The 13664-nt window shown below is 41.4% G+C and carries 12 protein-coding genes; 9 read left to right on the top strand and 3 right to left on the bottom strand.

What is annotated here, in order from left to right; translation table 11 throughout:
- Positions 1-131 precede the first annotated feature (131 nt).
- The 4 genes from BLS49_RS21505 (at position 132) to BLS49_RS21490 (ending at position 5938) form a co-directional block, all read left to right on the top strand.
- Positions 132-1451: a sugar ABC transporter substrate-binding protein gene (locus BLS49_RS21505; protein ID WP_091235654.1), complete on the top strand. Its 1320-nt coding sequence runs from the start codon at positions 132-134 to the stop codon at positions 1449-1451.
- Between the two features lie 87 nt (positions 1452-1538).
- The gene (locus BLS49_RS21500; RefSeq protein ID WP_091235652.1) at positions 1539-2837 is read left to right on the top strand and encodes a sugar ABC transporter permease; all 1299 of its coding nucleotides are present in this window, start codon (positions 1539-1541) and stop codon (positions 2835-2837) included.
- Complete coding sequence (locus tag BLS49_RS21495; RefSeq protein WP_091235651.1) at positions 2834-3679, top strand: sugar ABC transporter permease; 846 nt, start codon at positions 2834-2836, stop codon at positions 3677-3679. The genes BLS49_RS21500 and BLS49_RS21495 overlap by 4 nt, the downstream gene beginning before the upstream one ends.
- Before the next feature lie 204 nt (positions 3680-3883).
- Positions 3884-5938 (top strand): methyl-accepting chemotaxis protein, encoded by a 2055-nt coding sequence (locus BLS49_RS21490; RefSeq protein ID WP_245742678.1) that lies wholly within the window; start codon positions 3884-3886, stop codon positions 5936-5938.
- 96 nt (positions 5939-6034) lie between these two features.
- Here BLS49_RS21490 and BLS49_RS21485 read toward each other — a convergent pair whose 3' ends face one another.
- The gene (locus BLS49_RS21485) at positions 6035-7759 is read right to left on the bottom strand and encodes an alpha-amylase family glycosyl hydrolase (protein WP_342707222.1); all 1725 of its coding nucleotides are present in this window, start codon (positions 7757-7759) and stop codon (positions 6035-6037) included.
- Positions 7760-8094: 335 nt separating this feature from the next.
- Between BLS49_RS21485 and BLS49_RS21480 the strand changes: the two genes are divergently transcribed.
- Entirely contained in the window at positions 8095-8529 is a 435-nt protein-coding gene (locus BLS49_RS21480) for an NfeD family protein (RefSeq protein WP_091235648.1), read from the top strand.
- Complete coding sequence (locus tag BLS49_RS21475) at positions 8529-9464, top strand: SPFH domain-containing protein (RefSeq protein ID WP_376769562.1); 936 nt, start codon at positions 8529-8531, stop codon at positions 9462-9464. The genes BLS49_RS21480 and BLS49_RS21475 overlap by 1 nt, the downstream gene beginning before the upstream one ends.
- A 94-nt stretch (positions 9465-9558) precedes the next feature.
- Here BLS49_RS21475 and BLS49_RS21470 read toward each other — a convergent pair whose 3' ends face one another.
- On the bottom strand, positions 9559-10248 hold the full coding sequence (locus tag BLS49_RS21470) for a PspA/IM30 family protein (protein ID WP_091235644.1): 690 nt from the start codon (positions 10246-10248) through the stop codon (positions 9559-9561).
- 28 nt (positions 10249-10276) lie between these two features.
- Positions 10277-10501, bottom strand: a complete 225-nt coding sequence (locus tag BLS49_RS21465; RefSeq protein WP_091235643.1) for a PspC domain-containing protein — start codon at positions 10499-10501, stop codon at positions 10277-10279.
- A gap of 292 nt (positions 10502-10793) precedes the next feature.
- Between BLS49_RS21465 and BLS49_RS21460 the strand changes: the two genes are divergently transcribed.
- The 3 genes from BLS49_RS21460 (at position 10794) to BLS49_RS21450 (ending at position 13492) form a co-directional block, all read left to right on the top strand.
- On the top strand, positions 10794-11336 hold the full coding sequence (locus BLS49_RS21460; RefSeq protein WP_091235641.1) for a flavodoxin family protein: 543 nt from the start codon (positions 10794-10796) through the stop codon (positions 11334-11336).
- Between the two features lie 229 nt (positions 11337-11565).
- On the top strand, positions 11566-12294 hold the full coding sequence (locus BLS49_RS21455) for a glycerophosphodiester phosphodiesterase (protein ID WP_091235639.1): 729 nt from the start codon (positions 11566-11568) through the stop codon (positions 12292-12294).
- Positions 12295-12307: 13 nt separating this feature from the next.
- Complete coding sequence (locus tag BLS49_RS21450; protein WP_091235637.1) at positions 12308-13492, top strand: SLC45 family MFS transporter; 1185 nt, start codon at positions 12308-12310, stop codon at positions 13490-13492.
- Positions 13493-13664 lie beyond the last annotated feature (172 nt).

The following is a 13664-nucleotide window of genomic DNA, read 5'->3' as shown; positions in this document are numbered from 1 at the left end:
TAAAGCGCTTTCCAATCAAAAAATCTGGTTTTTTCTTAGCTGAGACATATAAAAAACTTAGAAAACCGGATTCTCTGAAATCGTTTGCGCAAATTTCCGTAAGCGTATAAATTTTAGGAGGGGTTAGCTTTATGAAATTTAGAAAACTGTTAGTTCTGATCGCTGCTCTGTCACTGGTTGTATCCATTACAGCATGCGGCAAGAACAATGCTGGTAACAATGGGAATGCTGCTCCAGCGCCAGCCAATACCACACAAGAGAATACTGGTACTGACCCTGCTGCTCAACCAGAAGCTTTGGCACCTGAAGAAGGCGCAGAACTTCTCGTATGGGAAAGTAGAGAAGAAGTAGTATTTACTGAGCAAATCGCTCAACAATTCGAAGAAAAATACGGTGTTAAAGTTAACATTGAAGAAGTTCCTATCCCTGACCAAAAAGCTAGATTGGTTACTGATGGTCCGTCCGGACTGGGCGCAGACGTCTTGGTACTGCCACATGACCATCTTGGCGATGCAGTGAATTCCGGTTTGCTTCTCGAGAATGATGTACTTGGTGAACAAGTTAAGTCGAGAAACACTGAAGCTTCTACTATTGGTATGTCTTATGACGGTAAGTTGTATGGATACCCAAGAGCGGCTGAAACTTCAGCTCTTTATTACAACAAGTCCCTTATTGCAGAAGCACCAAAAACTTTTGAAGATGTAATTGCATTTGGTAAAACGTTTACTGATAAAGCTAAGAAAAAATACGCTCTTATGTGGGAAACCGGTAACCTGTATTACAATTACCCATTCATCGCAAGTAACGGCGGCTACCTGTTCGGTAACGACGGTACGAACAAAGACGATATCGGTCTTGCAACTCCTGAAGCTCTTGCAGGTATGAAGGTGTTCCAAGATTTGAGAGAAATCCTGCCTGTACCAAGTGGCGATATCAACGGTGATATCAAACGTGGTCTCTTCACTGCTGGGGATGTAGCAATGGACATTAACGGTCCATGGGAGCTTGCAGCATATAAAGAAGCTATCGGCGACAACCTTGCTGTTGCTCCGGTTCCAACAGTGCTTGGAAAAACTGCAATTACGTTCTCCGGTATCAAAGGTTATGTTGTAAGCTCGTTTACTAAATATCCAAATGCTGCAAAATTGTATGCTGATTTTGCTTCAAGCAAAGAATCTCAATTGCTTTTGAACAAATCAGTTGGTTCAGTTCCTACTAACCTTGAAGCTTTGGAAGCTGATCAAATTAAAAACGATCCATATATCGCTGCATTTGCAGAGCAAGCTAAAAACTCTCAACCAATGCCTTCTATTCCTGAAATGAACAACGTTTGGGGTCCTGCAAACGCAGCGCTTCCTGAAATCTGGAACAACAATGTTGATCCTAAGGTTGCTTTAGAAAATGCAGTTAAACAAATTACTGATTTGAACAACGGGGTTGCTGCGGAATAATTCTGATTAACCAAATGGAATTGTTTTCACCCGCCGCTAATAGCGGCGGGTAACCTTGATTTCCGAGGGAGAGGAGAAGGAAGGGAAATGGACCAGCATCGGAACAAAGCAACGATACTGTCGATACTGTGCATGGGATTGGGTCAAATATATAACCGCCAATTTACCAAAGGATTACTCTTTCTAGCATTTGAAGCTGTTAGTGTTTATTATTTTATCAATAACTTAGGTTTTGCTTTGTGGGGAATTACTACATTGGGTGAGACTCCGAGAACATCAGCTAACCTTCACGAAGGTTATGATCATTCGATCTTTATTTTGATTCAAAGCTTGATTACCTTGATTTATCTTATAGTCTTCCTGATCGCGTATTACTTAAACGTTAAAGATGCCAGAAAGGTCGGTCAACTAAGAGAATCGGGCAAAAAGGCGAATAACTTCATGGAAAGTATTCGTTATGTTCTGGATTATAAATTTTCAGTAACATTATTAACTATTCCTTCACTTGGTATTCTGTTCTTCACCGTTATGCCGATTATCTTCATGATAATGATCGCATTTACGAACTATTCGGCGCCAAAACATATTCCTCCAGCCATGCTGGTAGACTGGGTCGGATTTGATACGTTCAAAAACTTGCTGGCTCTGAAAAGCTGGAGTTATACCTTTTACGGTGTATTAACCTGGACGATCATCTGGGCGGTACTATCCACTGTAACTACATACTTTGGTGGTATGCTTGTCGCATTGCTCATTAATCAGAAGGGCATTAAATTAAAAGGCCTTTGGAGAACGATTTTAATTCTTCCTTACGCAATCCCGCAGCTTATTTCGCTGCTTGTTATGAGAAATATGTTTAACGGACAATTTGGTCCAATTAATCAATATTTACGATACTTTGGGTTAGATGCTATTCCTTGGCTGACTGAGCCAATGTGGGCAAGGGTAACGGTAATCCTTGTTAATATGTGGGTCGGTATACCTGTTTCCATGCTTTTGATTATGGGTGTATTGACTACGATTCCGAAGGATATGTACGAAGCTGCGGAGGTTGATGGAGCTACGGGCTACCAGAAATTTAAAATTGTCACCCTACCAATGATTCTGTTTACAACTGCTCCAACATTAATCACACAATTTGCCGGAAATATTAATAACTTTAATACTATTTTCCTTCTTACTAATGGCGATCCGGTTAACGGGAAATATCAAACTGCGGGTTCAACTGATTTGCTCGTTACTTGGCTCTATAAGCTGACTCTGCAATCCAATCGATACAATATGGCTTCCGCAATAGGTATCATTATCTTCCTGATCATCGCCTCATTCTCCATTTACAACTATCGCAGAACCAAGTCATTTAAAGAGGAGGATATGATCCAATGAGCAGCCGCAAAGTTCGAAATGTCGTTCGCTTGACGTCTAGCTACGCTATTTTAGTTATTTTGGCAATTGCTGCGATATATCCAGCCCTTTGGATTTTACTTGGTGCATTACGTCCGGGTAAGTCGCTATATAGTAAAACTTTATTTCCTGAAACATTGACACTTGATCACTTTAGTGAACTGTTCAATTCCAGACAAATTCTGTTCCCGCAATGGTATATGAATACATTGAAGGTGTCCATTTGTTCCATGATTTTGGGTGTGCTTTTAACACTGCTGACAAGCTATGCCTTATCAAGATTCCGTTTCCGTGGACGTCAGAACTTCATGTCCATATTGCTGGTACTTGGTATGTTCCCGGGATTTATGAGCATGATCGCCATATTCCTGTTGCTTAAAGAATTGTCATTGCTGGATACGCATCTTGCCCTGATAATGGTGTATGCCGCTGGTGCACCTTTAGGATTAACACTTATTGCGAAAGGCTTCTTCGACACGATTCCTCGTTCGCTGGATGAAGCAGCGAGGATTGATGGAGCTGGTAATTTCAAAATATTTACTTCGATTATATTACCGTTGTCGAGACCAATCTTGACCTATCTTGCACTTCTGCAATTTACTGGGCCTTGGGTAGACTTTATCTTCGCCAAATTGATCCTGCGTTCGAAGCCGAACTGGACCGTAGCGGTAGGGATGTGGGATATGGTTAATAACGCTCAGAACACTAACTTTACGGTGTTTGCAGCAGGTGCAGTATTAATCGCAGTTCCAATTACGATTTTATTTATGTTCATGCAGCGATTGCTTGTAGACGGACTTACTTCCGGGGCAAGTAAAGGATAATGATTTCACCAAAAAGGTATAGCCTTTCTTAAGGGGAGGGACTATACCTTTTTGCTAAAAATGAATGGTTGATTTCGTTGATCGCCTATATTTATAAAATCCGAGGGAGAAGCCACCTTATTTGCAGGGTATTCCTCGGTTTTTGGCGAATCTTGTTATTAGCTGTAATGTTTCGTAGTCCTAACGAAAGAAGAGGTGGCAATTATGAAGTGGGGTCGCATTCAGTTTAAGTCAGTCGGGATGAAAATTTTTATAATTCTGTTTGCAACGGTAGTTCTCGTGTCAACTGTTCTTGGTGTTAGTTCGTATCTGATGTCAAAAGAAATTATTCGTGGTCAGGTCGGATTAGCTTCCTCCCAGGCAATTGAGCAGGCAGCAGATAAATTGGATTTTCTCTTTACCGAATATGAATCGATTTCCAGACAATTAGCCGTAGATCAAACATTAAAAGCAGATCTGGAATTGGTTACTAACTCTAGCATTGATATAGTAAAAAGAACGGAAGCTGAAACTCGGATTAAAAGTAAATTGGACGCTATGAAAGGATCAGACAGTCGTCTATTTGGGATCAGACTTACAAAGAAGGATCTGTCAAAGGCTTATTCATCAGGAGGATCCAGCGGTACTCAAAATACTGAGTACGCTCAGGCTGCATTCGATAAAATCGAAGCTGCTGGAGGCAAGCCGTTATGGCTCCCGACAATGAAAAAAGGTTTTTTTGATTCAACGAATGAACCGACCTTAACGATGGGCAGACTGCTGCAAAATCTAAAAAACCCGAATGGAGAATTTTATCTTTTAATTGAGGTTAAAGATAAGTCTATCACGGATATCCTGTCCAATTTAAAGATTGGTAAAGCAGGAGAAGTACGAGTTATTACTAATGATAGTACGATCGTACACGCTACGGACAGCTCATTAATCGAATCGCAATCTTTTATTGGGCTTGATGCAGCCCAGTTGGAAAGTGACGATGTTTCGTTCCTTACAACAGATGACGCTGGGGTTACGCAGCTAGTTGTCTACAGACAGCTTAAGACCGTTGATTGGAGAGTTATTGGATATGCACCTGAGAGTGACTTTGTTAGCGCAGCGGACAAGCTGCTATATGTGACAGCAGGTGTTCTCTTACTTGCAGTTATTGTAGCTTTGTTAATTGGTATATACTTAGTCCGCGTTATAGGCAAGCCACTTGAAAAGCTGTGTAATTTGATGGAAGAGGGCGAAAAAGGAAATTTAAATGTTCGTACCCGGTTCAAAGGACATGACGAAATAGGACGATTAGGACATAGCTTCAACCGGATGATGGAGCAAATATCCGCTCTTGTTGAACGGACGAATCTGTCCGCTGAGGAACTTCTAAATACGGCCGAAAACCTATCAATGGCTTCCAAGGATACTTCACGTAATGCAGGGGAAATTGCTGCCGCTACTAGTGAAATCGCGATGGGAGCGACCAGTTTGGCCGAAGAAGCGGATAAAGGTGTAGATATTGCAGATCAAATTGGCCATCAAATGGAGAACGTCATGAACTTGAACTCTGCAATGGATAAATCGGTAGAGAAGGTAATAGGCGTAAGCCAGCAGGGTAAAGAGTATATGGCTAGTCTAGTTGAAAAAACGGAAGCGGTTTCTCGTATGACGGGGCTGATTGAAGAAAATTCCGGTAAACTCAGCAGAAGCACATTCTCGATTCGTAATATTTTGGCGCCTATGGTGGAAATGACAAAGCAGACTAACATACTTTCTCTGAACGCTTCGATTGAGGCATCAAGAGCAGGAGCTGCCGGAAAAGGATTTGTCGTTATAGCTGAGGAAATTCGCAATCTTGCGGTGCAATCAAACAATTCAATTCAAACCGTATCAACTATAACGGAAGAAATCCAGGAAGCTATAGAGAATACAGTAAATGTTCTAACAACTATCACTCCGATGTTTGATGAACAACTTGTTTCTGTTAAACAAGCGCTGCAGATTTTCCAAAATGTGATGAGTGAGATGGAGAGTTTTGTAGGCGATATACAAAGTTCATCTGCATCTGTCCATGAGCTGAACAATTCTCAATCTGTATTGAGAGATTTCTTCGCCAATGTCAGTGCTGTTGTGGAAGAGACAAATGCTTCTACTCAGGAAGTGGCATCGATGTCCTCAGAGCAGTATAAGGTCAGTGAGGAACTGGTACAGCTGTCTAATCGGCTTGAGGTTCTGTCTGAGACCTTGAGGGAATCACTCAGTGTCTTTATAGTAGATAAAGAGTAATCACATAACAAATAGGACCGGGCAAATGTGGTATGATTAATAGCCACTGTCCGGTCCTATTTTGTATTAACACTAATTTCTTATATCGTACTACGACTACTCTAATATAGTGGTTGAATACGCAGGAATCGTGAGCTTACTTCCTTCTAGCTTCGCCTCTTTATTTGTTGTCTTTAGGATATCTTTAAAACTATATTTCTCAGGTTCGTCAGTTAATTCGACAATTTGCTCACTTCCAGTTAAATTGTGCACTACGAGCACCTTTTGTACTTCAGTAAGACGGACAAAGGTGGTTACCCCCTTTACGCCGGAAGAGTAATTGCGAATATCTCCGTCCTTTAACGCAGGAACAGTATTTCTGAAGGATATGATCATGCGGTAGTGTGATAGCAAGGAGTCGGGGTCAATCGTCTGCTCCTCCACGCTGGAACCTGGCTGTCCGGTATTATAGGTTGTAAGCTCCCACGTAGTCTGCCCTTCTCCGCTGCCTCCTTTGTACCACTGCATTGGCTCACGAATACTTTCATCAGGTTTAGCGCCAAGCATCCCGATTTCATCACCGTAATAGATGAATGGATTTCCCGGCAGTGTTAGAAGAAGGCTGGCTGCCATTTTTGCATGGTTGGTATCCCCATCAAGCTGGGTCATAATTCTGACAAGATCATGATTGGTTAAGAATGGTGCATCAACAAAGTTGCCATTGGATGTTTTGGAATAAAGGGTGTAAGTTCTTTCGAGCGTAAATCCAGGTTTACTGTCTGTTTCACTCTTTGCTGATTGAATCATTATGCTGGACAATCCAAAGTTAAATCCTGAATCCATTGCTTCATTTACGTAACTTGCTATTGTTGTAGCGCTATTATCCCAAATTTCTCCCACTAGATATGCATCAGGATGGGTCTCGTGTAAAGCTTTACGAAATTCCTGCCACCATGCAACGTTTTTATCAGTTGTTTCCTGACTTTTGTCCGTGAATAGATTCTCATAAATATGCTTGGCAGCGTCTAGACGGAAGCCATCCAATCCGAGGTCAAGCCAATAGCGGCCAATGTCTTTAAATTCATCTCTAACTTTCGGGTTATCAAAATTCATGTCAGGCATAACTGGTGAAAAGGTACCCAAATAGTGGCTTCCATTCAATACATGCCATGGATTTCCTGAACCGGCAGCGCTTGATCCGCCGACAGTTATATTCTGATCCTCGGCCCAGGTATAGTAGTCGCGATATTTGCTGTCTTTGTTTTCTGATGCTTCAATAAACCATGGATGCTCTGAGCTACTATGGTTCACTACAAGGTCCATAACAACTTTGATTCCCCGCTTGTGTGCCTCATCTAAAAACTTTTTAAAGTCATCCATGGTACCGTATTCGGGATTGATGGAACGATAATCCGTTACATCATATCCATGATAGCTGGGCGAAGGGTTGATCGGCATGAGCCAAATACCACCGATACCTAGATCTTCTGTCGTATTTGGATTACCGTCATTTAAATAATCAAGCTTTTGAGTTAGTCCTTTAAAGTCTCCGATTCCATCTCCATCTGAGTCATAGAACGAGCGGACAAAAATCTCATAGAATACACCGCTGGAGGGCTGGGTGTCTAGAGATGAATTGTTCGTTGCATTTGTCTTGGATGCGTTTTCATTAATGGACAATGAAGCTACATTTTCTGGAGTCGTTTCATTAGAATTGTTAACATTTTGTGAATTAGGACCCGATGTGCAGCCTGAAAGCAGAAGAGTAATTGCTAGTGTAGCGCTTCCAAACCATTTCAATGAGTGCTGAGAGAGGGGCGATGCTTTCTTAATAAACAACAAGATCCCTTCCTTCTAATAAATTTATTGTTCTTTCCATCATACCTAAAATCAGGAGTTTGTTAAAACGTTTGCACGGCTATATTTATTCATAATCGATCAAATATAACCGATATGTAATACTATTACAATATTTAAACCCGAATACTTCTAATATTTTCAATTTATTAAATTTTTCTTTGATTTTTATTTTCGAAAACGTTTTATTATTATGAGAGTCATAGTATGATTAAAATGAGATATCCACTTGGTTAGTCTTAAGTAGCACATTTTTTGATACTTTTTTATGTGGGTCTCGTATATATTATTATACTGATAAAAGGTGGTGCATTTGACACATGGAACCATGGGCATATTGGTTGATTGCCGCCGGGATATTATTAGTGTTGGAAATGATGACACTTACATTTTATCTCCTCTGGATTTGTATTGGGGCGGTTGCAGGAGGAATCATTTCTTTGTTTGCTCCTGATGCATATGTGCTACAAGTGATTTTAGCCTCGTTGGTAGCGTTGGTTCTTACCATTTTTACCAAACCTCTTACCCGAAAAATTCACAGTGCAAAAGGGTATGAGGATACTGGTATCGAACTTGTAGGGAAGCAAGGTATTGTTGTAGAGTCAATCGAACAAGGGCAATATGGTATTGTTAAGGTTGGAGGAGATACCTGGAGCGCTACATCTACCCAGAAGCTTGATCGAGACGAGCTAGTAAGGGTAATCAAGCGTGGTAGTAGTATTATCGAAGTAGAAAGATGGGAGGAATTAATTTAATGGGCTGGGCTATTACAGTTGTTATTGTAGTTGTTGTTGTCGTATTTATTTCGCTTACGGTCAAGGTTGTACCTCAACAGCGGGTAGGGGTCGTAGAACGTCTTGGTAAATTTCATCGTCTGTTGACACCAGGGCTTAATATTCTGATCCCGGTAATAGATCAAGTGCGGGTAAATCATGACTTGCGGATTCAACAGGCGAATGTACCGCCGCAAACAGTGATCACAAAGGATAATGTTCAGGTACAAATTGATACGATCATATTCTATCAAGTAGTTGGTCCAGAACAAGCAACATACGGCATCTCCGATTATGTATATGGGGTTCGGAACATTTCCACGGCGACGATGCGTCAAATCATCGGTAAGCTGGAATTGGATGAAACGTTGTCCGGTCGGGAAAAAATCTCTACTGAAATCCGTATTGCTCTTGATGAAGCAACTGAAAAATGGGGAGTACGGATTGAGCGCGTAGAGGTCATCGACATCAAGCCGCCTCTTGATATTCAGGAAGCGATGGACAAACAAATGAAGGCTGAACGTAATAAACGTGCTATTGTCCTTGAAGCGGAAGCGGCAAAGCAGGATATGATTCTGCGTGCAGAAGGGGATAAGCAAAGTAAAATCCTCAAGGCTGAAGGTGATAAAGAAGCGCGTATTCGCGAAGCAGAAGGTTTGCGTCAGGCTCAGGAGTTGGAAGCACTTGGGGAAGCCAAAGCGATCCAGGCTGTAGCTGAAGCGGAAAAAGCGCGGATTGAAATGCTCCGTAATGCGGCACTCAATGAGCAGGTACTTGCATATCAATCATTTGAAGCTTTGAAGGAAGTGGCTAAAGGGCCTGCTAACAAAGTATTTATTCCTTCCAATGCTATTGAAACGCTGGGCAGCCTTGGAGCGATAAGCGAAGTGTTCAAGGCAGGTAAGGAAGGCAAATAATTGTTCGATCTTTATAGATCAATTATGGATTGAATAGTAAGGGGCGGTCTGCCAGGTCTGAAATGACTCGGCCAGACCGCCTCTTTTCATAAATTTAGGCGTTATTGTCCTGGTTGCTACGGGAATTAAGCTGCTCTTTCATCCGCTGGAGCTCAGCATTCACGGCCGCTGATTCGGAAGCTCCTGATGTGCTGCCAGGAGTTCCATTTCCAAAGGATTCACCTGCAAGCTGTTGACCTGCTTCCCATTCAAGAATCTTCTCTTCCATACGTTCAAAGCCTTTTGCAGCAGATCCAGTCTCAAAACCGTAGCTTATATGACTGCTTTTCATTTTGGAATTATCATTTACTTTACGAGCACGCGCTGCAAGTTCATTGCGTTTTTCTTTAAGGCGTTCATATTCTTCATTCGCAGATTTAATTCGAAGCTCAAGCTCCAGAACTCTGTCTCTAGCCGCAGTAGCTTCAGCAGCATATTGCTGCGACTGTTCCTCGTACTGGATCTTGGCGGCCGCCGCATGACGTGCCGCGTTGTCGTCTCCATTCTCGAGTGACGCAATAGCACGCAGTTCACTTTGTTTCGCTAACTGAGCGGCATCCTCGCTTTTGCGCTGCTGAATGGATGCTGTCATTTGCTGTTCTTTGAGCATTTTCTCTGCAGAATGAATCTCCTCTTCAAGATTCCGTAGATATTGTCCAGTCATTAATACAGGGTCTTCCAGTTTATTTAATGCTTCGTGGAGGGTAGCTTTTGTTAAGTTGGCAATTCGATCAAATAGGCTCATTGAAATCTCTCCTTGGATTTAATTTGGATTAGTAATTTGTAAAATAATCGTTGTATCTGAAATCGCCGACGGGTTCTTTTGGTACGATTAGGCTGGCGATCAGATAAAGGGCTACTACAGTTCCGAAGCTGATCAAAGCTCCAACAACAGCGATAAGACGTACAACAGTGGAGTCAATCCCTAACCAGGCAGCAATTCCTCCGCATAATCCAGAGATCTGTTTATTAGTCGTTGAACGATATAATGATTTCATAGCAACCACTCACTTTTTCATTTTTTCATTAAATTTATTTTGAACTCATTCGGTACCGGTGTTATTTCATGTCTTTATTTTAAATGGATTGAGATTGTGGAGTAACAGGCCAGAGACTGTTTGTAGACTGGACCTAAGTCGGGTTTGCACCCCGGACAGGAGGCCGGGAATATATAGATTACATAGTTTGGCATAAATAAATATAATGAAAGGTAGTATAACAATAGGGCATAATAGGCAGCTTTATTCGGGTATTGTCTACAATAACCTTACGATGAAAGGAAGTGCTTGGATGAGCATTATCGTTTTACATGGAAGTACGAGGGATGACGGAAATACGGAACAATTAGCTGAGCATGTGTTGAAAGGAATTCCGCATGACAATATTTTGCTGAGAGATAAGAAAATTTTGCCTATTGATGATCTGCGGCATGCCGAGGGAGGATTTCGTCCCGTAGAAGACGATTATGACGAGGTTATTCAGAGAGTGCTGGAGCATGATGTGTTGATTTTTGCTACGCCGGTTTATTGGTATGGAATGACGGGGATTCTCAAAAACTTCATTGACCGCTGGTCGCAGAGTTTGAGGGATGAGCGATATGATTTCAAAGCGCTGATAGCTCAAAAAAGGGCTTATGTCATTGCAGTAGGGGGAGATCAGCCTAGAATAAAGGCACTTCCTTTAATACAGCAGTTTAAATATACGTTTGACTTTGTGAATCTGCCATTTCAAGGCTATATTATTGGGCAAGCCAGCAAACCGGGGGATATCGTCAAGGATACCCGTGCTGCCAAGGAAGCTGAATGGCTTAATGAAGAATTAAGACAACAATGATACATGAAATAGTAAATTGAAGTGAACAAATACTAAGGTATCTTGTGGGGAGGTTTGCATCCAGTATATCTGGAATGAACTATACTCACAGGATATTTTTTTGGAGTTGGTTAGACAACATGGCTAATAAATCCTCAGTTTTTCTTAATATGGTCTTAACATAGCAGGATTATAGTAAGAGGATGGATAATATTAAAATTAAACTAATACAATCAAGGAGGACGTTCCATTGACTGAAATTATTAATTTTGCGCATAGAGGAGCGGCGGGACATTGTCCAGAAAATACAATGTTTTCTTTTACACGAGCATTGGAATTTGGAGCTACGGGGATTGAGACGGATGTGCAGATGACAAAGGACGGTCGTTTGGTCCTGATTCATGATGAGACTCTGCATCGCACAGCAGGGTCACCTGAATGGGTTAAGGATTTAACATTGGATGATATCAAATCACGCGAAGTGGGATCTTGGTATCATGATGATTTTAGAGGTGAACGTATTCCAACTTTGGAAGAGCTGTTAGATCTGGTTCGCGACAAGGATACTATTGTAAATCTTGAGTTAAAAAATGGAATTGTGCTCTATCCTGAATTGGAAAGTAAAGTCATTGAGATGGTGAGACAGTACGGATTGTCAGAGCGCATTATCATTTCCAGCTTCAATCACTACTCCTTGGTGGAATGCAAGAAAATAGCTCCAGAGATTCGTACAGGTATTCTGTACATGGAAGGAATCTATGAGCCATGGGATTATGCCAAACGTATTGGTGCAGATGCACTACATGCTTTTAAGCATGCCCTGCGGCCTGAGCTGGTAGCAGCTGCTGCCAAAGAAGGAGTGCCATATCATCCGTTTACGGTAAATGAACAATATGAAATGAAAGCTCTTATTGAGGCGGGAGTTGCTGGTATTATTACAGATTATCCTGATCGTTTGGCAGAGCTCTTATCCAGTTAAGGAGCGTGAATGAATGAAGAAAACATGGCTGCTGGGACTAGGTTTTTTTAGTATCAGCTTGACCTGGGCACTCTATAATGCGTTTGTACCGTTATTTTTGAGCAACTATTTAAAGAGTGCTGCTATGATCGGATTTATGATGACAATAGATAATTACTTTGCGATCTTCCTGCAGCCATGGATTGGGCACCGGAGCGATAAAACGAACACAAGATTCGGTCGTAGAATGCCTTATCTGCTTATTGGTATGCCCTTGGGTGCGGTATTTGCATCGCTCATTCCTTTACATACAGGATTTGTAATGTTAGTGATCTTTATGGTGTTAATGAACTTATCCATGAGTTTGTTCCGTTCACCAACGGTTGCTCTTATGCCGGACATTACACCTGAACGGGATCGTACGAAGGCAAATGGAGTTATTAATTTTATGGGCGGACTTGGCTCTGTATTAGCATTCGGGGTTGGATCTAAGTTATATGGTATTAGCTCATACATGCCATTTCTGTTTGCTGGTATCATTATGCTGATGTCGATGTTTGTTCTCAAGGCTGTAATTAAAGAACCCATTACACTTATAAGCAATGAGAATCCAAAGCCACGCAAGCCGGTAAAAATCAAGGAACAACTTGATAAGACGACGATTTTTATTTTGGCAGCAATTTTCTTCTGGTTCGTCTCTTATCAAGGTGTTGAAGCTTTATTCACGTTATATGGAACTAAGTATATCGGGATGACAGAGGATGCCGCATCATTTTCACTTGTATTCTTCTCGTTGGCATTTCTCATATTTGCTCTTCCAAGCGGATGGCTAGGGTCCAAATTCGGCAAGAAAAAAATCATTACGATCGGTGTGATAGGGCTGGTTGTCATCTTCGGCTCTCTTGTTTTTGTAGATTCTCCATTGATACTTAGATTGCTACTAGTGATCGGCGGGATTTTTTGGGCATGTATCAATATTAATTCCTACCCATGGATTGTGGCTACGGGAAATGAAGAAAGTATTGGGACGCGCACAGGGATTTATTATTTCGTCTCTTCCCTTGCAGCTATATCCTCACCTCCTCTACTGGGACTGTTCATAGATATTTTCGGATATCCGGCGTTGTTCATAAGTGCATCGTTAGGAATGCTATTAGCACTCTTGTGTCTGTTCGGTGCTTCTTCGGAGGCTAAGTCGAAAGTCATAGGGAATGGATAAGGGATACTTAGTACAAAACAAACCTTTGAGACGAGTTTTTTTGACTTGTTTTGGAGGTTTTTTAACGTGTTATTTGTACTATTTAGTACAATCTTTGTATTATTTAATGTATTATTTGTAACTTCAAATGTTAGATATTTAAAAATGTACAAGACTGATATAAAATGATTGT

It is taken from the genome of Fontibacillus panacisegetis (assembly GCF_900102215.1).
In the GTDB taxonomy this organism is placed as follows: Bacteria; Bacillota; Bacilli; order Paenibacillales; family Paenibacillaceae; genus Fontibacillus; species Fontibacillus panacisegetis.
The sequence above is the reverse complement of the archived record's forward strand: the minus strand, read 5'-3'. Positions and strand labels throughout refer to the sequence as shown.